16 protein-coding genes and 1 pseudogene are annotated in these 20,777 nt (G+C 77.1%); 9 read left to right on the top strand and 8 right to left on the bottom strand.

Annotated features, from left to right (window positions below):
- Positions 1–151: 151 nt before the first annotated feature.
- The 5 genes and pseudogenes from GYH36_RS02490 to GYH36_RS02470 all read left to right on the top strand — a co-directional run bounded on the left by GYH36_RS02490 (position 152) and on the right by GYH36_RS02470 (position 8,555).
- Complete coding sequence (locus tag GYH36_RS02490) at positions 152–1,732, top strand: pyridoxal phosphate-dependent decarboxylase family protein (RefSeq protein WP_162289005.1); 1,581 nt, start codon at positions 152–154, stop codon at positions 1,730–1,732.
- A complete protein-coding gene (locus tag GYH36_RS02485; RefSeq protein WP_162289004.1) occupies positions 1,729–3,195 on the top strand; it encodes a lysine N(6)-hydroxylase/L-ornithine N(5)-oxygenase family protein in 1,467 nt (488 codons plus the stop codon). The genes GYH36_RS02490 and GYH36_RS02485 overlap by 4 nt, the downstream gene beginning before the upstream one ends.
- Positions 3,192–5,627 (top strand): GNAT family N-acetyltransferase, encoded by a 2,436-nt coding sequence (locus GYH36_RS02480; protein ID WP_162289003.1) that lies wholly within the window; start codon positions 3,192–3,194, stop codon positions 5,625–5,627. Before GYH36_RS02485 ends, GYH36_RS02480 begins: the two co-directional genes overlap by 4 nt.
- Position 5,628: 1 nt before the next feature.
- A pseudogene (locus GYH36_RS02475) lies at positions 5,629–7,893 on the top strand (penicillin acylase family protein).
- The gene (locus GYH36_RS02470; protein ID WP_162289002.1) at positions 7,890–8,555 is read left to right on the top strand and encodes a GNAT family N-acetyltransferase; all 666 of its coding nucleotides are present in this window, start codon (positions 7,890–7,892) and stop codon (positions 8,553–8,555) included. The pseudogene GYH36_RS02475 and the gene GYH36_RS02470 overlap by 4 nt, the downstream one beginning before the upstream one ends.
- A 70-nt stretch (positions 8,556–8,625) precedes the next feature.
- Here the strand turns inward: GYH36_RS02470 and GYH36_RS02465 are convergent, their stop codons facing one another.
- Genes GYH36_RS02465 through GYH36_RS02450 form a run of 4 tightly spaced genes read right to left on the bottom strand, consistent with a single transcriptional unit; the run spans position 8,626 to position 11,833 of the window.
- Positions 8,626–8,988 carry an ACT domain-containing protein gene (locus tag GYH36_RS02465; protein ID WP_024839720.1) on the bottom strand — a complete coding sequence of 121 codons (363 nt, stop codon included), beginning with the start codon at positions 8,986–8,988 and terminating at the stop codon, positions 8,626–8,628.
- A 60-nt stretch (positions 8,989–9,048) separates the two neighbouring features.
- The gene (locus GYH36_RS02460) at positions 9,049–10,137 is read right to left on the bottom strand and encodes an NAD(P)/FAD-dependent oxidoreductase (protein WP_162289001.1); all 1,089 of its coding nucleotides are present in this window, start codon (positions 10,135–10,137) and stop codon (positions 9,049–9,051) included.
- Positions 10,134–10,697 (bottom strand): isoprenylcysteine carboxyl methyltransferase family protein, encoded by a 564-nt coding sequence (locus GYH36_RS02455; protein ID WP_162289000.1) that lies wholly within the window; start codon positions 10,695–10,697, stop codon positions 10,134–10,136. Before GYH36_RS02455 ends, GYH36_RS02460 begins: the two co-directional genes overlap by 4 nt.
- Entirely contained in the window at positions 10,694–11,833 is a 1,140-nt protein-coding gene (locus tag GYH36_RS02450) for a type III polyketide synthase (RefSeq protein WP_162288999.1), read from the bottom strand. The genes GYH36_RS02455 and GYH36_RS02450 overlap by 4 nt, the downstream gene beginning before the upstream one ends.
- A 97-nt stretch (positions 11,834–11,930) precedes the next feature.
- Here GYH36_RS02450 and GYH36_RS02445 point away from each other — a divergent pair, with 97 nt between their 5' ends.
- Positions 11,931–12,785: a UbiA family prenyltransferase gene (locus GYH36_RS02445; protein ID WP_162288998.1), complete on the top strand. Its 855-nt coding sequence runs from the start codon at positions 11,931–11,933 to the stop codon at positions 12,783–12,785.
- A gap of 13 nt (positions 12,786–12,798) precedes the next feature.
- Here the strand turns inward: GYH36_RS02445 and GYH36_RS02440 are convergent, their stop codons facing one another.
- Genes GYH36_RS02440 through GYH36_RS02430 form a run of 3 tightly spaced genes read right to left on the bottom strand, consistent with a single transcriptional unit; the run spans position 12,799 to position 15,781 of the window.
- A complete protein-coding gene (locus GYH36_RS02440; protein WP_024839715.1) occupies positions 12,799–13,659 on the bottom strand; it encodes a family 1 encapsulin nanocompartment shell protein in 861 nt (286 codons plus the stop codon).
- On the bottom strand, positions 13,656–14,798 hold the full coding sequence (locus tag GYH36_RS02435; protein WP_312028473.1) for a Dyp-type peroxidase: 1,143 nt from the start codon (positions 14,796–14,798) through the stop codon (positions 13,656–13,658). Before GYH36_RS02435 ends, GYH36_RS02440 begins: the two co-directional genes overlap by 4 nt.
- A gap of 50 nt (positions 14,799–14,848) precedes the next feature.
- Positions 14,849–15,781 (bottom strand): LysR family transcriptional regulator, encoded by a 933-nt coding sequence (locus tag GYH36_RS02430; RefSeq protein WP_312028472.1) that lies wholly within the window; start codon positions 15,779–15,781, stop codon positions 14,849–14,851.
- Between the two features lie 95 nt (positions 15,782–15,876).
- Between GYH36_RS02430 and GYH36_RS02425 the strand changes: the two genes are divergently transcribed.
- Together GYH36_RS02425 and GYH36_RS02420 are read left to right on the top strand one after the other, a co-directional pair.
- On the top strand, positions 15,877–16,857 hold the full coding sequence (locus tag GYH36_RS02425) for a threonine ammonia-lyase (protein ID WP_162288996.1): 981 nt from the start codon (positions 15,877–15,879) through the stop codon (positions 16,855–16,857).
- A 90-nt stretch (positions 16,858–16,947) separates the two neighbouring features.
- Positions 16,948–17,568 carry an L-threonylcarbamoyladenylate synthase gene (locus tag GYH36_RS02420; RefSeq protein ID WP_162288995.1) on the top strand — a complete coding sequence of 207 codons (621 nt, stop codon included), beginning with the start codon at positions 16,948–16,950 and terminating at the stop codon, positions 17,566–17,568.
- A gap of 154 nt (positions 17,569–17,722) precedes the next feature.
- On the opposite strand, the gene GYH36_RS02415 is transcribed toward GYH36_RS02420, so the two are convergent.
- Positions 17,723–19,261 carry a lipase maturation factor family protein gene (locus tag GYH36_RS02415; RefSeq protein ID WP_162288994.1) on the bottom strand — a complete coding sequence of 513 codons (1,539 nt, stop codon included), beginning with the start codon at positions 19,259–19,261 and terminating at the stop codon, positions 17,723–17,725.
- A gap of 94 nt (positions 19,262–19,355) precedes the next feature.
- On the opposite strand from GYH36_RS02415, the gene GYH36_RS02410 reads away from it, so the two are divergent.
- Positions 19,356–20,777, top strand: a complete 1,422-nt coding sequence (locus GYH36_RS02410; RefSeq protein ID WP_162288993.1) for a UTP--glucose-1-phosphate uridylyltransferase — start codon at positions 19,356–19,358, stop codon at positions 20,775–20,777.

Raw genomic sequence — 20,777 nt, 5'->3', positions numbered from 1 at the left:
CCTCCCGCCGCGGGGCCGCCGCGTCCACGGGCGGCGTGGCGCAGGTCACTCTTGACGCCGGGGCACTCTCCGCTAGGTTAGGTGAGGCAAACCTCAGGTCTGCCCCGTCGCGCTCTGCGGCGGTCCTCTCCCCGTCCCTGGAGCCTTCGTCATGCTCTCAGCACGCCCCGTCGCGCCCGCGACCGCCCGCCCGACCGCCGCCCCGCCCGTCGAGGCGCTCCTCACGAGCGCGACCGCGGACGCCTACGCGAGCGCCGTGCACGCCGTGGTGGACGACGTCGCGGCGCGGCTCGGGGCCGTGCGCCAACCCTGGTCGGGCGCGAGCCGCGCGCACCTCGCGGAGCTCGTCGACGCCGTCGACCTCGACGCGCCCGGCGTCGGGACGGACGCGGCGCTGCGCGAGTCGGGCGACCTGTACGCGACCCACGCGGTGTGGTTCCACGACCGCGCCTACGCGGCGCACCTCAACTGCCCGGTCGCGCTCCCGGCCGTGGGTGCCGAGGCGATGCTCGCGGCCGTCAACACGTCCGTCGACACGTACGACCAGTCGACGGTCGCGACGCTCATGGAGCGGCGCGTCGTCGCGTGGACCGCGCGCCGCGTCGGGTACGCCGCGGGCGACGGCGTCCTCACGTCGGGCGGCACCCAGTCCAACCTGCACGCGCTCTTCCTCGCCCGGGAGCGCGCCGTCGAGCGCGCGGCCCGCGCGGGCGGACCCGGGCGGGCCGCCGTGCTGCCCCGCCTGCGCGTCCTCGCGGCCGCGTCGAGCCACTTCAGCGTGGCCCGCTCGGCCCTGCTGCTCGGCCTGGCCGACGACGCCGTGGTCCACGTCGGGGCGGACGCCGACGGCCGCCTCGACCCCGCGGCGCTCGCGGCAGCGGTCGGCGCGGTGCGCGCGGCCGGCGACGTGGTCATGGCGGTCGTCGCGACCGCGGGCACCACGGACCGCGGCTGCGTGGACCCCCTCGCGGCGGTCGCGGACGTGTGCGACGCGACGGACGTGTGGCTGCACGTCGACGCGGCGTACGGCTGCGGCCTGCTCGTGTCGCCCACGCGCCGGCACCTGCTCGACGGGATCGAGCGCTCCCGCTCCGTCACCGTCGACTACCACAAGGCGTTCTTCCAGCCCGTGTCCGCGAGCGCCCTCCTCGTGCGCGAGCGCGCCGACCTCGAGCGCGCCGCCCACCACGCGGACTACCTCAACCCGCGCGAGAACGCTGAGCCCAACCAGGTCGACGTGTCGCTGCAGACGACGCGCCGCTTCGACGCGCTCAAGGTCTGGGCGACGCTGCGCGCGCTCGGCCCCGACGGCGTCGGGCGCCTCGTCGACGCCGTGTGCGACCTCGCCGCGGCCGTCCACGCCGACCTCGCGGACGACCCGGACCTGCGCGTCCTGGCCCGCACGGACCTGTCGACGGTCCTGTTCCGGTACGAGCCGCCGGGCCTCGCGCCCGAGCGCGCGGACCGGCTCGTCCCGCTCGTGCGGCGCGTGCTGTTCGAGTCCGGGCGCGCGGTCGTGGCCAGGACCGTGCTCGACGGCGTGCCCTGCCTCAAGCTCACGCTGCTCAACCCGGCCGTCACGCTCGCGAACGTGCGCCGCGTGCTCGACCTCGTGCGCACGACCGCGCAGGCCCTCGTCGAGCGCGACGAGCTCCTCCACGACGACGACGTCGCGACGCACGCCGCGGACCTCGTGGCGTCCCTCGCGACCGCCGGGGCGGTGACCCGATGACCGCGACCGCTCCCACGACGGGCGGCCCCGCCCCGGCGCCCCACGACCCGGAGCACGTGCGCGACGTCGTCGGCGTCGGGATCGGGCCGTTCAACCTCGGCCTCGCCGCGCTGTCCGCGCCGCTCGACGACGTCGACGCCGTGTTCCTCGACGCGGCCCCCGAGTTCCGCTGGCACCCCGGCATGATGATCGAGGGCGCGACGATCCAGGTCCCGTTCCTCGCCGACCTCGTGACGATGGCGGACCCGACGTCGCCGTACTCGTTCCTCGCGTTCCTCAAGGCCACGGGCCGGCTGTACCCGTTCTACATCCGCGAGTCCTTCTACCCGCTGCGCGCCGAGTACGACGCGTACTGCCGCTGGGTCGTGGCCCGCCTGGGCTCGCTGCGCTGGTCGCGGCGCGTCGTCGCCGTCGAGCACGACCCGGCCGCCGACGCGTTCGTCGTGCGGGCCGAGGTGCTCGCCGCCGACGGCACCGTGACGGGCACCGAGGAGCACCGGGGCCGCCACCTCGTGCTCGGCGTCGGCACCGCGCCGGTGCTGCCGCCCGCGCTGCGGGCGCTCGCGGACGAGGCCGCGCGCGGCGAGCACCGGGGTGCCGGGCCGCTCGTGCACAGCGCGCAGTACGTGCCGCACCGCGACGCGCTCGCCGCCTCCGGGTCCGTGACGGTCGTCGGCAGCGGGCAGTCGGCCGCGGAGGTGTACCGCGACCTGCTGGACGGCGTGCACGGCGACGACGACCGGCCCGGGTACCGGCTCGACTGGGTGACGCGCTCGCCGCGGTTCTTCCCCATGGAGTACACGAAGCTCACGCTGGAGATGACGTCGCCGGAGTACACCGACCACTTCCACGGCCTGCCGCTCGAGCTGCGCCAGCTCCTCGGGCGCGAGCAGCGCGGCCTGTACAAGGGGATCAGCGGCGACCTCGTGGACGAGATCTACGACGCGCTGTACCGCCTGAGCCTCGACCGGCCGGTGCCGACGACGCTCCTCACGGACACCGAGGTCGTCGCGGCCCGGTACGAGCCGGGCGAGGCCGGGGACGCGGGGGAGTACGTGCTGCGCCTGCGCCACGCGCAGCTCGGGCGCGAGGTCGAGCGCCGCACGCGCGCGCTCGTCGTCGCGACGGGGTACGCGGCGTCGGTCCCCGCGTTCCTCGACCCGGTGCGTCACCTCCTGCGCTTCGACGAGCTCGGCCGGCTCGACGTCGCGCGCGACTACACGGTGGACGACGCGCGGCGCGTGCACGTGCTCAACGGCGAGGAGCACACGCACGGGGTCACGGCGCCGGACCTCGGGTTCGCCGCGTGGCGCAACTCCGTCGTGCTGCGCACGATCACGGGCCGCGAGGTGTACCCGGTGGAGGAGCGCATCGCGTTCCAGACGTTCGGGCTGCCCGACGACGCGGCGACCCGCCCGGCGCCCGTGCCCGCGGGCGAGCGCGCGGGAGGGGAGGCCCGATGACCGCCACGACGACCGTCCCGGTCTCGACCGCAGAGTTCGCGGTGCGGGTCCGGCTCGGCGCCGGGCGCGCGGACGTCTCCTTCGAGGCCGTCGACCCGGCGCGCGACGCCGCGCTCGTGCAGGGCTGGCTCGCCCACCCGCGCTCCGCGTACTGGCAGCTGGGCCACCTCGACGCCGACGGCGTGCGCGCCTACCTCGCGGGGGTCGGGTCCGACCCGCACCAGGACGCGTGGCTCGGCCGGGTCGACGGCGCGCCCGCGTTCCTCGTCGAGACGTACGACCCGGCGCGCGTCGCGCTCGCCGACGTCCCGGCCGCGGCGGCGCTGCTCGAGCCGGGTGACGTCGGGATGCACCTGCTCGTCGCGCCCCCGGACGGCCCGGCGCGCCGCGGCTTCACGTCCGCGGTCATGGGCGCCGTCGTGCGGTTCTGCCTCGACCCGGCCGGGCGCGGGGCGCGGCGCGTCGTCGTCGAGCCCGACGTGCGCAACACGGCGGTCGCGGCGAAGAACGCCGCGGCCGGGTTCCGCGTGCTGCGCGAGGTCGCGCTGCCGGGCAAGACGGCGCACCTCGCCGTCGCGACGCGCGCCGACCTCGACGCGAGCCCGCTGGGCGACGGCGTCGACCTCGCGCCGCACCTGCGCCCCGACCTCGCCGAGCGCGCGCACCGCCACCTCGTCGCGAAGACGATCGCGGAGCTCACGCACGAGCGGCTGCTCGCGCCGCGTGCCGTCACCCGGCCCGACGAGCCGAACGGGCGGGGCGAGTACGTGCTGCCCGTGGCTGGCGGCTCGGTGGAGTACCGGTTCGTGGCGCGGCGGTACGCGCTCGAGCACTGGGTGCTCGACGAGGCGTCGATCCGGCGCACCGGGCTGGCCCCGGGGTCGTCCGGGCGGGCAGGCGCACCACGCGGCCTGCCGGTCGACGCGCTCGACCTCGTCGTCGAGCTCCAGCCGGACCTGCGCATCCCCGACGACCTGCTCGCCACGTACCTCGAGGAGGTCTCCTCGACGCTCGCGAGCGCGACCGCGAAGCTCGAGCGGTACGAGCGCACCGGCGGCCCGAGCGCGACCGACCTCCTCGACGCGTCCTTCCAGCAGGTCGAGGCCGCCATGACGGAGGGGCACCCCGCGTTCGTCGCGAACAACGGGCGCCTCGGGTTCGGCCTCACCGAGTACCGCGCGTACGCGCCCGAGAACGGCGGCCGCGTGCGGCTCGTGTGGCTCGCCGCGCGGCGCGCGCACACCCACCTCGCGCTCGGCGCCGGTCTCGACGAGGCGACGCACTACGGCGCCGAGCTCTCCGACGACGAGCGCGCCGCGTTCGCGGACCGGCTCGCCGCGCGCGGCCTCGACCCGGCCGACTACCTCTACCTGCCCGTGCACCCGTGGCAGTGGGAGCACCGCGTGCCCATCACGTTCGCGGCCGACGTCGCGCGCGGCGACCTCGTCCCGGTCGGCCAGGGTGCCGACGAGTACCAGCCGCAGCAGTCGATCCGCACGCTGTTCAACCTCACCCGCCCGGGCCGCCACTACGTCAAGGTCGCGCTCGCGATCCAGAACATGGGGTTCCTCCGCGGGCTGTCGCCCGCGTACATGCGCGACACGCCCGCGATCAACGACTGGGTCGCCGACCTCGTCGCCGCCGACCCCGAGCTCGGCGGCCGCGGCTTCACCGTGCTGCGCGAGCTCGCCTCCGTCGGGTACACCGGCGACGTCTACCACCGCACCGCGACCCCGTCGGCACACCGCAAGATGCTCGCCGCGCTGTGGCGCGAGAGCCCCGTGCCGCGCATCGCGCCCGGGGAGCGCCTCGCGACCATGGCCTCGCTCTTGCACCGCGACCCCGACGGCGCCGCGCACGCGACCGCGCTCGTGCGCGCCTCCGGGCTCGACCCCGCCGACTGGGTGCGCGCCTACCTCGACGCCTACCTGCGTCCGCTCGCGCACGCCCTCCTCGCGCACGACCTCGCGTTCATGCCGCACGGCGAGAACCTCGTCCTCGTGCTCCGCGACCACGTCGTGGTCCGCGCGATCATGAAGGACGTCGGCGAGGAGGTCGCCGTCCTCGGCGACGCCCCGCTCCCGCCCGGCGTCGAGCGGGTGCGCGCCGTCGTCGACGACGACGAGAAGGCGCTCGCGATCTTCACCGACGTGTACGACGGCGTGCTGCGCCACCTCGCCGCGATCCTCGCCTCCGACGGCGTGCTGCCCGAGGACCGGTTCTGGCGCCTCGTCACGGAGTGCCTCGACGCCCACCGCGCGGACCACCCGGACCTGCGCGGCGGCGTCGACCTGCGCGCGCCCCGGTTCGCGCACTCGTGCCTCAACCGGCTCCAGCTGCGCAACACGCTCCAGATGGTCGACCTCGCCGACCAGTCCGCGTCCCTGCTGTACGCGGGCACGCTCGCCAACCCCGCGGGCCGGGGCGACTGACGTGCGCGCGCCCACCCCCGTCCCGCCGGGCGGGTTCGCCGTGCACCGCGACGCGTGGGGCGTGCCGCACGTGCGCGCCGCCGACGAGCTCGCGCTCGCGCGCGGCCAGGGGTACGTCACCGCGCTCGACCGCGGGTGGCAGATCGAGGTCGACCGGTGGCGCGCCGAGGGGCGCCTCGCCGAGCGGATCGGCGAACCGGGCCTCGCCTGGGACCGGTTCGCCCACCGCGTCCGCCTCGCCGACACCGCGCGCCGCGCCTACGCGGCGCTCGCGGACGACGACCGCGCCTGGGTCGACGCCTACACCGCGGGCGTCACCGAGGGCCTGGGACGCGGGCGCGACGTGCCCGAGATGCACGCCCTCGCCGACCCCGCGTGGCCCGGCGGGGGCGACCTGCCGCCGCACGAGCCCTGGCCCGTGTGGGCGCCCCTCGGCGTCTTCCTCGTCGCGCACGTCCTGTTCTCCGGCTTCCCGCACGTGCTGTGGCGCGACCACGTCGCGCGCACGCTCGGGTCCGCCGTCGCACGGTCGCGGCCCGACGTGCCGGTCACCGACGTGCTCGACCTGCTCGCCGTCGACGGCGGCCCCGGCTCGGGGTCGAACGCGTGGGCGCTCGCGGGCACCCGGACCCGTAGCGGGGCGCCGCTGCTCGCGGGGGACCCGCACCGCCTGCTCGAGCTGCCGGGCGTCTACCAGCAGGTGCGCCTCGCGTGCGACGCGTACGACGTCGTCGGTCTCGCGTTCCCCGGCGTGCCGGGCGTGCCGCACTTCGGGCACGCGGGTGCCGCGGCGTGGGGCGTGACGAACGCGATGGCGCACCACGTGGACGTCGTCGCGGAGCGCCTGCGCCGCACCCCCGACGGCGGTGTCGAGGCCCAGGGCCCGGACGGGCCGGAGCGCGCCGACGTCGTCGTCGCGACCGTGCGCGTGCGCGCGGCCGGCGGCCCGGTCGAGCACCGGGTCGAGACGGTCGAGACGGCGCGCGGCGTCGTCGTCACGGGAGGGCCCGACGAGCCCGACCGGACGTTCGCGGTGCGCCTGCCCGCGCGCGTGGACGCCGACCTCGGCGTCGCGGTGTGGCGGCGGCTGCTGCACGCCCGCTCGGCGCGCGACGTCACCGACGCCTTCGCGACCTGGGTGGACCCGGTCGACTGCGTCCTCGCGGCGGACCGCCACGAGGTGCTGTCGGTCACCGCGGGGCGCGTGCCGCGCCGGGACCGCGCCGAACGGGCCCTGCCGCTGCCGGGCTGGACGGACGCCGGGCGCGTTCGTCCATGGGTCGCGCTGCCCCCTCCCGTCGTCGTGCACGACGTCGCGGTCGACGCGAACGAGCGCCCCGAGCGACCCGGCACCGACCTCGGCCACACCTACGCGCCCCCGCACCGCGCGCGCCGCGTCCGCGCCCTGCTCGACGCGACCGGACCCGCCGCGGGCGGCCGGGCGGGGAGCCCGGCGGACGGCGCCGCGTACGCGGCGGACGGCGCCGCGACAGCCGCCGACCAGGCACGCGTGCACGCGGACACGCTGCTCGGCGGCGCGGACGACCTGCTGCGATGGCTCGACGACGACCCGCGCGAGGGCGGCCCGGCGAACGTCCGCCGCGGCGCCACCGTGCGGGCCGCGGCCCGGCTGCGCGCGTGGGACCGGCGCATGGACGCGGGCAGCACCGACGCGGCGCTGTTCGCCGCATGGAGGTCGGCCCTCGTGCGCCGGGTCGCGGCGCACCCGGCGCTCGCACCCCTGCACGCGCCGCACGGCCTCGACGAGGTGTTCGCGCCGTGACTGTCCGTCCCGGGGCGCGTCGCCGACGCCCTGCCCGCGCTGCTCGGCGCGGCGCGGCTCGGGATCGACGGCCCCGCCGAGGCGTGGGCCGCGCTGGCCGAGGTGGCCCACGCCGACGACGGCCGCACGGGACCGGCGCCGACGTGGGGCGACACGCACCGCGTGCTCGGACTGCACGTGCTCCTCGACGTCCCGGGCGCGCCCGCGCCGCGCGTGCCGGCCGTGCCGCTCGGCGGCGACACCGACACCGTGCGCTGCACCGCGAGCGCGCCCGGCACGACCGACACGTGCGTGCGCGGGTCGGTCGCGCGGTGGGTGTGGGACCTCGCCGACCGGGACGCGAGCCGCTGGGGCGTCCCGTTCGGCGCGAGCGGCGACCCGCGCTCGCCGCACTTCGCCGACCAGCTCCCCGCGTGGGCGGCTGCCGCGACCGTGCCCGTCGTGACCGACTGGACCCTGCTCACCCCGGAGGAGACCCGATGACCGCGCCCACCACGCGCGCCCCCGACCCGGCGCGCGGCCTGCCCGGCCCGGGGGAAAGCCCCCTGCGCACGGGCGCGCCCGGCGAGCTCCTGCGCACGCACGCCGCGCCCGACGGCGGCGAGCTCACGCTGCGCGTCCTCGACCCGGAGGCCGACCTCGACGTGCTGCACGCGTGGGTGGCCCGGCCGTCGGCACGGTTCTGGGGCCTCGGCGGACTGACGCGGTCCGAGCTGCGCGACCTCTATGCGCACGTCGGGTCGCTGCCCACGCACCACGTGTTCCTCGTGCGGTGGGACGCGGATCCCGTCGCGCTCCTGCAGACGTACGAGCCCGCGCACGACCCCGTCGCCGACGCCTACGCCGTGCGGCCGGGCGACGTCGGCGCGCACTTCCTCCTCGGCGGTCGCGGCCCGCGCGGGTCGCGCCTGTGGGACGCGCTCGGCCCGCTCGTCGTCGGGTTCTGCCTCGACGACCCGCGCGCCGACCGGGTCGTCGTCGAGCCCGACACGGCGAACGACCGCGCCCACGCCCGCATGCGCACGCTCGGGTTCGAGGTCGCCGAGCCCGTGCGCGTCGGCGACAAGGACGCACTGCTCGCGTTCCTCACGCGCGAGCGCGCCCGCCCCCTGCTCGACGCCGCCGCGGCCGCCGTGCGCGGCTGAGCGACGTCGGGGTCCCGGCGCCCGCCGCCGACCCGACCGAGCGTCTCGCGCCGCGCGGACCTCAGGGACCTCAGCGCGCGCCGGCGACCGCGTGCCCGGCGTCGCGCAGCGCGCGCGTCGCAGCCTCGAGCCGCCCCTCCGGGACGAGCACCAGGTCCGCGTGGAACGTGGACGCGACGAACACCGGCACCCCGGCCTCGGCGAGCGGCCCGACGACGGACGCGAGCACCCCCGTCGTCTCCAGCCCGTGCGCGGACCCGTAGAACCCCGCCCACCGCTCGGCCTCGTCGAACGGCGACGCGTGCCGCACCACCGTCAGCCCCTCGGGCGCGCGCACGAGGGCGACCCACTCATCGTCCTCCGGGAACGTGGCGCCCGGGACGTGGGCGAGCAGGAATCGGTCGGGGACGACGTGCAGGTCCAGCGAGGTCATGCGCCGCACCGTAGCGGTCCGCGCCCACACCCCGCCCGCGTCGTCGGGTGCGGAGGTCGATCACCGCGCCAGGCGCTCGACGACCGCCCCGTACAGCCACGGCGCGGCGCTCGCGGCGGGCACGATCGCGCGGCGCGCGGGGCTGCCCGCCCAGGCCAGGAGCCCTGCGGTGAGCACGCGGTAGTCGCGCGTGGCGCGCGCCCACGCGCGCTCGTACGCCGCCGCGTCGTCGAGGTGGCGCACCGCGGCCTGCGCCTGCGCGAGCCCGACGCGCACGCCCTCGCCCGTGAGCGCGTCGACGTACCCCGACGCGTCGCCGACGAGCCGTACGCGCCCGGCGGTGCGGCGCCGGGCGCGCTGGCGCAGCGGCCCGGCGCCGCGCACGCGCCCGAGGACGGGCACGTCCCGCACGCGGTCGGCGAGCCCTGGGAACGCGTCGAGGCCGGCCCGTGCGTCGCGCCCCGCGTTGCGCGACGCGTCGCGGTGGGTGAGGACGGCGACGCCGACGACATCGGGCGCGACCGGCGTCACGTACGCCTCGGCGTGCGGCGCCCAGTGCACCTCGACGAGGTCGGTCCAGGGCGCGACGCGGTAGTGAGTGCGCAGCCCGAACCGGGCGCGGCCGCGCGCGGGGGCGTCGAGACCGGCGAGGCGCCGCACGGTCGAGTGCAGCCCGTCGCACCCCAGGACCCAGTCGGCCCGCACGACGCGCGTCCCGTCGCCCTGGTCCGGGGTCGCGTCGTCGTGCGGGTCGAGCGTGACGTCGACGCCGCGGGCGTCCTGCGTGAGCGTGCGCAGCGTCGCGTGCTCGACGACCACGCCCTCGGCGAGCGCGCGCTCGCGCAGCGCCGCGTGCAGCGCGGTGCGCCGCACGCCCCGGCCCGGTCCCGCGGCGAACGGGTGGTCGGCGTGGCGCGTGGCGTCGCGGTAGCTGATGCCGGCGAGCGGGTGCCCGGGCGGGTCGACGCCCAGGTCGAGGACGGCGGCGAGCGCGCCGGGCAGCAGGCCCTCGCCGCACGCCTTGTCGATGACGCCCGCGCGGCGGTCGACGACGACGACGTCGTGCCCGGCGCGGCGCGCGTGCAGCGCGGCGGCGAGCCCGACGGGCCCGCCCCCGACGACGAGCACGTCGGTGCGCGTGCGGGTCACGGCGTGCCCGCTCCGGGTGCGTCGGCGCCGGGGCGGTCCGCGGTGGTCGCGAGCGTGAGGGCGCGCTCCTCGGCGGGGATGCGGAACCGGGCCAGCAGGACGGCGTTGAGCACGGTGAACGCGATCGCCGTCACCCAGCACGAGTGCACGAGCGGCAGGGCGAACCCCTCGACGACGACGGCGACGTAGTTGGGGTGGCGCAGCCACCGGTACGGCCCGCGCGCCACGAGCGGCAGGCCGGGCACGACGATGACGCGCGTGTTCCAGCGCGGACCGAGCGTCGCGATGCACCACCAGCGCAGGCCCTGGCTCGCGAGCACGAGGACGAGCATGGGCCACCCGAGCCACGGCAGGAACGGGCGGTCGGCGAGCCACGCCTCGGCGACGCACGCGAGGAGCAGGCCCGTGTGCAGGGCGACCATGGCGGGGAAGTGCCCGCGCCCGGACTCGACGCCGCCGCGCGCGAACGACCAGCGCGCGTTGCGGGCCGAGACGACGAGCTCGGCGACCCGTTCGAGCGCCGTCGCGCCGACGAGCGCGACGTACCACGCGAGGCTCATGCCCGTGCCCCCTGCCGCGCCGAGGGTGCGCTCCCGGGCGCGCGGCCGTCGAGGCGCAGCAGCACGAGCTCGGTGCTCACGCCCGGGCCGAACGCCATGAGGACCGCGGGGACGCCGGGCGGGGCGTCGGTGCGCGCGAGCGTCGCGGCGAGCACGTGCAGCACGGACGCCGACGACAGGTTGCCGGTCGTGCGCAGGGCGTCCCGGCTGGTCGCGAGGTCGTCGTCGTCGAGGCCGAGCGCGTCACGCACCGCGTCGAGGACGCGAGGGCCGCCCGCGTGCACGACCCACGCCCCGACGTCGGCCGGTTCGAGGTCGTGCTCGGCGAGCAGCGCCTTGACGTCGCCCAGCAGGTGCGCGCCGATGAGCTCCGGCAGGCGCGCGGACAGCACGATCTCGAACCCGGTGTCGCCGACGCGCCAGCCCAGGTCGCCCGTGGTGCCGGGGTGCAGGTGGGAGCGCGACCCGACGACGCGGGCGCCGGGGCGGCGGCGCGGCGCGCCGTACGCGCCGGGGCGCCGCGCGAGGCGGTGCTCGTCGCCCACGAGGACGGCGGCGGCGGCGCCGTCGCCGAACAGGCCGGACGCGACGAGGTTCGCCGTGGACGGGTCGCCGCGCTGCAGCGTGAGGGAGCACAGCTCGACCGCGACGAGGAGCGCGACGTCGCGCGGTCGCCCGCGCAGCAGGTCGTCGGCGCGCGCGAGCCCGGCCGCGCCGCCCGCGCACCCCCACCCGAACGAGGGCGTGCGCCGCACGTCGGCGCGCAGCCCGAGCCGGGCGGCCAGGAGCACGTCGAGCGTGGGCGCGCCCACCCCGGTGACGGTCGTCAGGACGACGTGGTCCACCTCGTCGGCGCGCAGCCCGGCGTCGTCCAGCGCGGCGCGGCACGCGCGCTCGGCGAGGTCGGTGCCGTGGGCGAGGAACGCGTCGTTGGCGGACCCGAACGACAGCCCGCCGTAGTCGGCGAGGGGCAGGGCGAGGTGACGGGTCTCGACGCCCGCGTGTGCGTGCAGGCGGCGCGTGAGCGCGCGGCGCACCGGGTCGTCCGTGAGCAGCTCGCTCGTGACCCGGGAGATCTCGTCCTGACGGTACGCGTGCTCGGGAAGCGAGGTCCCGACGGCGACGACTCGCGACATGCCCGCATCGTCGCACCGGCCCGGCCCGCCCGCGCGGGGTGCGGCGGGTCGCGCCGGTAGGCGGGCGCGCGGCGCCCGGTCGGGCTAGGTTGCGCCCATGGTGACCGGTCGCCCGGGCGGGCTCGTGCGGGCCCTCGTCGTCGCGAGCCACTTCCCGCCCACGGTGATGGTCACCGCGTTCGCGCTCGCGCTGAGCGCCGGCATCGGGGCCGGGGCGCGCACGACGACGCTCGTCGCCCTCGCCGTGCTCGCCGGCCAGCTCTCGGTCGGGTGGTGCAACGACTGGCTCGACGCGCGCCGCGACCTCGCTGTCGGGCGCGCGGACAAGCCGGTCGTGGCGGGCCTCGTGACGCCCGGGGTGCTGCGGGCCGCGGCGTTCGTCGCCCTCGGGGCGTGCGTGGTGCTGTCGTTCGCGACGGGCGTCGTGCCGGGGGCCGTGCACGTCGTCGCGGTCGCGAGCGCGTGGTCGTACAACGCGGTGCTCAAGGCGACGTGGTGGTCGTGGGCGCCGTACGCGCTGTCGTTCGGGCTCCTCGCGGTGTTCGTCGTGCTCGCGGCGCCCGGCGGCGGGCGGCCCGCGCCGTGGGCGGTCGCGGCGGCCGCGCTGCTCGGCGTCGGTGCGCACGTCGCGAACACGCTGCCGGACCTCGAGGACGACGCGGCTACGGGGGTGCGGGGACTGCCGCACCGCCTCGGCCGCCGGGCGAGCACGGTCCTCGCGCCCGTGCTGCTCGGCGCGGCGTCGGTGCTCGTCGTGCTCGCGCCGCCGGGCCCGCCCGGGGCGACGGGCTGGGCGCTGGGGGCGGTCGCCGTCGTGCTCGCCGTCGCGGCCGGGGGGAGCGGCGTCGCACGCCCGCGCAGCCGCGCGCCGTTCGCGCTGTCGATGGCGGTGGCCGGCGTGTGCGTCGTGCTGCTCGTGCTCGCCGCGCCCGCCGTCGTCCTCGCGGGCTGACCGGCACTGCGGGTCAGCGCGTGAGGTGGACGGACGCCTCGGCGGTGTACGTCTGGAAGGTGAGCGACGCGAGCAGGTAGAGGCGGACCTCGTCGGCGGTGTGGTCGAGGTACCCGATCGACACGTCCTGTCCGATCGTCAGCTCGTGGTCCCCGCCGCGCGTGGTGAGCAGGTAGCCGCCGCGCAGGGCGGGCGCCCAGACGATGTCGCGCTGCACCATGCGCTCGAGCTGCTCGCGGATCGGGTAGCCGTGGTCGCGCGTCTCGGACACGGCCGTGTACAGGTCGGCGTCGAGCACGAGCGCGTACGGGCCCTCGACGCCCGCGAGGCGCAGCTCGGTCTGCGCGGCGGCGACGGCGTCGGGCAGGTCGCGCGGGTCGCTCGGGACGGCGACCGGCGGGTTGTCCGACCCGGGCCCGATGCCGGTGATCCCGGCGGCGGCGTACCCCTCGAACACGGCGCGGTCCTCGGCGCGGGCGAGCGCCGTCGCGGCGTCCTTGACCGGCTGCCAGTCCGAGTCCTTCGAGCCGCGCGCGACGTCGTCGACCGCCTGGCGCGAGAGGGTGAACGGCACCTGGAGCTCGACGAGCGGGACGACGCCGCGCAGGCGCGCGCGGATGCCGTCGTGGGGCGCCTCGACGTCGGTGACGTGGCCCGTGCGGGCCGCGGCGGTGCCGAAGCCGAGCGGCCCCGTCACGTCGACGACGCGCCGCCCCGCGACGTTGCGCACGAACGTGCGCCGCGCCTCGTCGGCGATCTCGGCCCACGCGGCGTCCGTGACGGGCGCGAGCCAGCGGTGCAGCGTCGAGTCGCCGGGCGCACCCGCGCCGCTCGTGGGGGCGACCGAGCCCGGGTCCGGTTCCGTGACGCTCACGACGGTTCTCCTCTCAGCGACCCGATCGCGAGCGACCCGACGGGCGCGGCGGTGGCGGGTGCGGTGGCGGGTGAGGCGGTGGGTGCGGCGGCGGGCGGGGGCGTCGCGTCGGCCGGCGGGGGGCCGGGGTCGGCCGCGTCGAGCGCGTCCGGGGCGTCGGCGGCGAGCGACTCGAGCAGGTCGAGCGACGGGACGAAGAACGACGTGCCCGTCAGGGGCGTCGACACGTCGAGGATGCGGTCGTAGCGGCCGGGCGGGCTGCCGACGAACATGCGGTCGAGCATGCGCTCGACGACGCCCACGTCGGCCGCGTACGCGATGTAGTACGTGCCGAGCACGCCCGCGGCGGGGTCGCCGAACGCCATGTTGTCGCGCAGCACGTCCCGCTCGGTGCCGTCCTCCTCGACGATCGTGTTGAGCGAGACGTGCGAGTCCGGGGGCTGCACGTCGTCGGGCAGCTCGACGTCGTCGAGCTTCGTGCGCCCGATGACGCGCTCCTGCGCCTCGACGGGCAGCGCGCCCCACGCCGCGAGGTCGTGCACGTACTTCTGCACCACGACGTGGCTGCCCCCGGCGAACGGGCCGTCCGGGATGATCGCGGCGCCCACGGCGGCCCGGCCCGTGGGGTTCTCCGTCCCGTCGACGAACCCGAGCAGGTCGCGGGAGTCGAAGTACCGGAACCCCGTGACGTGGTCCTCGACGCGCACCGCGTCGCCGAGCGCCGCCATGAGCTGGCGCGTGAGCTCGAACGTCAGGTCCGCCCGGTCGGCGCGCACGTGGAACAGGACGTCGCCCGGGGTCGACGGGGCGTCGTGCACCGCGCCGTGCACCGCACGGAACGGGTGCAGCCCCTCGGGCCGCGGTGCGCCCGGCGGGCGGACCGCGTCCCAGAACGACGACCCGAGGCCGACGACGCACGTCAGGCCCGCCGCGGCCTGGCGGAAGCCGACCGCGCGCACGAGGTCGTTCACGGACGACGCGACGTCGAGCAGCCGGGCGCGCGACCCGGGCACGCCCGACGCGGACACGACGAGGAACACCGCCGACTCGGTCAGGCCGCCCAGCACCGCCTGGGGCTCGGGCACGCCCGCCGGGACGGCGACGCTCGCACCGGTTCCCTGGGTCGTGTTCTGCGGCACGAGGCGAGCGTCCCACGCACGCCCGCCGAGCGCACGCGCGCCGTGGCGGCTCAGCGCGCGGCCGCGACGAGCCCGTCCACGACGGCCGCCGCACCCGGGGCCGGACGCTCTCCGTACGTGACGGCGAGCACCCGGCGCGCCGCGCCGGGCAGCGCGTGCGCGACCACCCGCGGGTCCCGGTGCGCGCGCAGCGCCAGGGCCGGCAGGAGCGAGACGCCGACCCCCGACGCCACGAGCGCCTGCACCGCGACGTAGTCGTCCGTCTCGAACGCGACGCGCGGCGTGAACCCGGCGCGCTCGCACCGCCCCACGAGGTCGGCCCGGCAGCGCTCGCACCCGGCGATCCACGCGGCGTCGGCGAGCGGCGCGAGGTCCGCGGGCGCGTCGTCCGTGTCGCGGCCCGGCACCGCGTCGTCCCCGGCGCCCGGGCGGTCGACCGTGCCGGCGTCGCCGGGGCCCGCCGGGCGCACGAGGAACAGCTCCTCGGCCAGCACCGGCACGGCGCGCAGGCCCTCGACGTCGACGGGGGAGCGGTCGTGCTCGAACACCAGCGCCACGTCCACCGCGCCGCGCCGCAGCGCGTCGAGCGCCTCCGGCGGCTCTGCCTCGACCAGCCCCACGCCCAGGCCCGGGTGGTCGCGCGCGAGCCGCCCCACGACGTCGGGCACGAGCGTCGCCAGCGCCGACGGGAACGCCGCGAGCCGCACCCGCCCTGCCGAGAGCGACACGAGCGCGTCCAGCTCCTCGCGCGCCGCGCCCACGCGCCCCAGGATCTCCTCCGCGCGTGCCGCGAGCAGCCGGCCCGCCGCCGTCAGGCGCACGCCCCGCCCGTGCCGCTCCAGCAGCGGCACCCCCACCTCCGCCTCCAGGCGCGCCAGGTGGTGGCTCACCGACGGCTGGGCGTAGTGCAGCGATCGCGCCGCCGCCGTCACCGAGCCCTCGCGCGCGACCGCCGCCAGCACCCGCAGCCGCGTCAGGTCCACGTCCCCGCCCTCATGGGACGAATCATAGGCCGCGTCGATCGGTCCAGTCGGAACAGGCATTGGACCGATGAGTCGGCGCGCGGCACCGTGGACACATGGCCCCCGCAGACCTCGCCCCGCCCACGATGCGCGACGTCCTCGACGCCCGCCGGCTCCTCGCTCCGCACCTCGACCCGACGCCCGCGCGCACCTACCCGGCGCTCGACCGCGCCACCGGGGTGCGCGTCGTCGTCAAGCACGAGAACCTCCAGCCCACCGGCGCGTTCAAGGTCCGCGGCGCCCTCAACCTCCTGCTGCGCCTCACCCCCGAGGACCGCGCCCGCGGCGTCACCGCGTTCTCCACCGGCAACCACGCCCAGGCCGTCGCGCACGCCGCCCGCACCGCCCGCGCCGCGTGCACCGTCGTCATGCCCACCGACCCCAACCCCACCAAGGCCGCCGCCGTGCGCGACCTCGGCGCCCGCCTCGTCCTCGCCGGCACCACGTTCGACGACGCGCGCGAGCACGCCACCGCGCTCGCCGCCGACGACGGGTCGCGCCTCGTCAGCGCCGCGAACGAGCCGCTCCTCGTCGCGGGCGTCGCCACCGCGTACGTCGAGCTGCTCGAGCACGCCCCCGACCTCGACGTCCTCGTCGTCCCCGTGGGCGGCGGCAGCGGCGCCGCGGCCGCGTGCCTCGTCGCCCGCGCGGTCGCCCCCGGCCTCGAGGTCGTCGCCGTCCAGTCCTCCGCGTCACCCGCCGCGCACGACTCGTGGCGCGCCGGGCAGCCCGTGTCCCGCCCGAACACGTCCCGCGCCGAGGGCCTGGCCACCGGCACCGGGTTCGACCTCACCCAGGCCGTGCTGCGCGAGCACCTCGACGACTTCGTCCTCGTCGACGACGACGCGATCGACCGCGCCGCCGCCCTCTACCTCACCGCGGTCCGCACCGTCGCCGAGGGCGCGGGCGCCGCAGCGCTCGCCGCCGTCCTGGCCGACCCCGCCCGGTTCGCCGGGCGGCGCGTCGGCGTCGTGTGCTCGGGCGGCAACGCGAGTCCCGCGGAGCTGCGGCGCGTGTGCGCGCACCTGCCGCGCTGAGCGCACCCACCGCCGCCGCGACGTCGGGGCGCACGGGCGCGGTGCGCCGCACCACCTGCCCGCAGCGGCGGCCGGGCCTAGGCTCGGGCCATGGCCCGCTACCTCGACGTGCACCCCGACAACCCGCAGCCGCGCGCGACCGCGCAGGTCGTCGCGCTCCTCGAGGACGACGGCCTCGTCGTCTACCCGACCGACTCCGGGTACGCGCTCGGGTGCCGCATGGACGCGCGCGACGCCGCCGAGCGCATCCGCCGCATCCGCCACCTCGACGACCGCCACCACTTCACGCTCGTGTGCGCCGACTTCGCCCAGCTCGGCCACTTCGTCATGGTCGACAACGCGGTGTTCCGCTCCATCAAGGCCGCGACGCCCGGCCCCTACACGTTCATCCTGCGCGCCACCTCCGAGGTGCCGCGCCGCCTCGCCCACCCCAAGAAGAAGACCGTCGGCGTCCGCATCCCCGACGACACCGTCGCGCAGGCGATCGTCGCCGCCCTCGGCGAGCCGATCCTGTCGAGCTCGCTCATCCTCCCCGGCTCGACCGAGGCGCTCACCGACGGGTGGGCCATCAAGGAGGAGCTCGACCACGTCGTCGACGCCGTCGTCGACGGCGGCGAGCGCGGCAGCGAGCCCACGACCGTCGTCGACGTGTCCGACGGCGTCCCCGAGGTCGTGCGCGTCGGCGCGGGCGACCCCGCGCGCTTCGAGTAGCCCCACCGCGCACCTCCTCCCCACCGGAACCGGCCCACCCCGGCCCGAAGGGCTGCGCCCGGCGACGCGCGCCGAGAACGACCCTGCTCGCCGTCCGAGCACGTGGTTGCTGCCGGAAAGCACCTGATGACGGCAGCAACCCCGTGCTCGGCGCTCACCCGGGCGGGCCCAGCAGACGACGCAGGCGCACCAGGTCCACCGGGTCGACGAGCGTCCCGCGCTCCTCGCGCACCCACCAGTCGCCCGAGCGCCGCCGCTCCGCGCGCGTCGTGAACCGGTACCGGAACACGCGCGCCCGTACCCACCGCGGCGCCGGGCCCTCCGGGTCGTGCGCGAACGGGTCCGCCCCGAGCAGGCGCAACGTCGGCCCGTCCGCCTCGAGCAGCCGCAGCAGCAGCACCTCGAACCAGCGCGTCCCCGGCGACCCCAACGCCAGGAACCACATCTGCCAGTCCAGCCGCAGGTGGTACGGCGCCACCTGCGGCGGACGCCGCGACACGTCACCCGGCTTGCCGCGGAACGCGTACTCCACCCAGTCGTCCGGACCGGGCGACCGCGCCGTCGACCCCTCCACCACCACCTCGTCCCTACGCCGCGACACCGACCCGAACGCCCCGTACGCGTTGACCAGCCGGAACGGCTCGAAGCTCGCGTTCATCAGCTGGCGACGCGACACCAGGTTCCGCGCCGGGCGCACGCTCAGCACGAGCAGCAGCACCGACACCGCCACCACCGCCACCACCAGCGCGACCGGACCGCCCAGCCCCGACCCGCCGCCGTCCGGCACCGACCCCGCACCCAGCGCCGGCACCAGCCACGACCCCAGCGCCGCCCACGCGCCGTCGCTCACCACGCCCAGCCCCAGCACGACCGTCAACCAGTTCAGCCACGCGAAGTTCCCCGTCACCAGCAACCACGCCTGCGTCAGCACCACCACCCCGCCCGCCACGCTCGCCACCGGCTGCGGCGCGAACAACGCGAACGGCACCACCAGCTGCGTCACGTGGTTGCCCGCCACCTCCACCCGGTGCCACCACCGCGGCAGGTGGTGCGCGTGCCACGAGAACGGGCCCGGCAGCGGCTGCGTCTCGTGGTGGTAGTCCAGCGCCGTCAGGTCCCGCCACGCCCGGTCCCCGCGCAGCTTGATCAGCCCCGCACCCAGCTCGACCCGGAACAAGCACCACCGCGCCGCCAGCAGCACCAGCAGCGGGGGAGCGGCGCCCCCGCCCGACGATCCCAACCACCCCACGAGGAACGTCACCTCGCACAGCAACGACTCCCAGCCGAACCCGTAGAACCGCTGCCCCACGTTCACCACCGACAGGTACGCCGCCCACAGCAGCAGGAACGCGAGCGTCGTCAGCCACCACGGCCCCCGCTGCGGCACCCCCACCACCAGCAGCGCCGCCAGCACCGCCCCGCACCACCCCAGCCCCACGACGAACCCGTCCGAGCACCGCCACCGCAGCACGCTCGGCCCGTCCCGCCACGACGTGCGCGCCACGAACCCCGCCACCGGCAGCAGCCCCCGCTCGCCCAGCAGCGGGCGCCACTGCCGCACCACCACCACGAACGCCACCACCAGCACCGCCGCCGTACCCCGCTGCAGCACCTCGCGCGCCACGTCGTAGTCCGGCCCCCAGAACCACGACCCCCACCAGCCCGCCTCGCCCGGCGACCACCCGCCCGTCATCCCCTCACGGTAGGCACGTGATCCGCGTCTCACCCGCGCGCCGCCCACCCCCGCCACCAGGCCACCCGCCACACCCCGCCCCTACCATCGGGGCATGAGCAGCCAGGGCCTCGCCCAGTCCACCGACCGCATGCGCGACGCCGGCGTCGCACCCGCCGCCGTCGACGTCTTCGCCCGCTTCTACCGGCTCCTCGAGTCCGGCGCGACCGGCATGATCCCCGAGGCCGACGTCGAACCCCTCACCGACGTCACCCACCGCGACGACCTCCACGTCCCCGACGACACCGCGCGCGAGGCCCTGCGCCGCACCGCCGTCATCAAGCTCAACGGCGGGCTCGGCACCTCCATGGGCATGGACCGCGCCAAGTCGCTCCTCACCGTGCGCGACACCGACCCCCAGCGCCCCGACAGCGGCCCCCTCACCTTCCTCGACGTCATCGTCGCCCAGGTCCGCGCCGCCCGGCACACCACCGGAGCACCCCTGCCCCTGCTCCTCATGAACTCCTTCCGCACCCAGGACGACACCCTCGCCGCCCTCACCCCCCACGACGACCTCCCCGTCCCCGGGCTCCCGCTCGACTTCCTCCAGAACCGCGAGCCCAAGCTCCTCGCCACCGACCTCACCCCCGTCGACTGGCCCGCCGACCCCGAGCTCGAATGGTGCCCGCCCGGCCACGGAGACCTCTACACCGCCCTCCACGCCTCCGGCGCCCTCCGCGCCCTCCTCGACGCCGGCTACCGCTACGCCAGCGTCTCCAACTCCGACAACCTCGGCGCCGCCCCCGACGCCACCATGGCCGGCTGGTTCGCCACCAGCGGCGCCCCCTTCGCCGCCGAGGTCGCCCGCCGCACCCCCGCCGACCGCAAGGGCGGACACCTCGTCGTCCGCCGCAGCGACGGCCGCCTCGTCCTGCGCGAGACCGCCCAGACCCCGAAGGACGACCAGGACGCCGCCGCCGACATCTCGCGGCACCGGTACTTCAACACCAACAACCTCTGGCTCGACCTCGAGGCGCTCGCGGCCGAGCTCGACCGCACCGGTGGCGTGCTCGAGCTCCCGCTCATCAAGAACACGAAGACCGTGGACCCGACCGACCCGTCGTCGCCCGAGGTCGTGCAGATAGAGTCCGCCATGGGCGCGGCGGTCGAGGTGTTCGACGGCGCCGTCGCGATCGAGGTGGGCCGTGACCGGTTCCTGCCGGTCAAGACGACGAACGACCTGCTGGTGCTGCGCTCCGACGTCTACGACCTCGACGACGCCTACCGGTTCGTCGCGCGCACCGACGCGCCGCTCGTCGACCTCGACCCTGCGCACTACAAGACCATCGCCGCGTTCGACGCCCGGTTCGACGACGGCACGCCCTCCCTGCGCGCCGCGCGGTCGCTCACGGTCCGCGGCGACTGGGCCTTCGGCTCCGGCGTCACGGTCACCGGCGACGCCGTGCTGGCCGACCCGGGCGGCTCCGCCCGCGTGCCCGACGGCGCCGTCGTGGGCCCGGACGGCGTCAGCGACTGA

Source organism: Cellulosimicrobium composti, from assembly GCF_010287905.1.
Taxonomy (GTDB): Bacteria; Actinomycetota; Actinomycetes; order Actinomycetales; family Cellulomonadaceae; genus Cellulosimicrobium; species Cellulosimicrobium composti.
The sequence above is the reverse complement of the archived record's forward strand: the minus strand, read 5'-3'. Positions and strand labels throughout refer to the sequence as shown.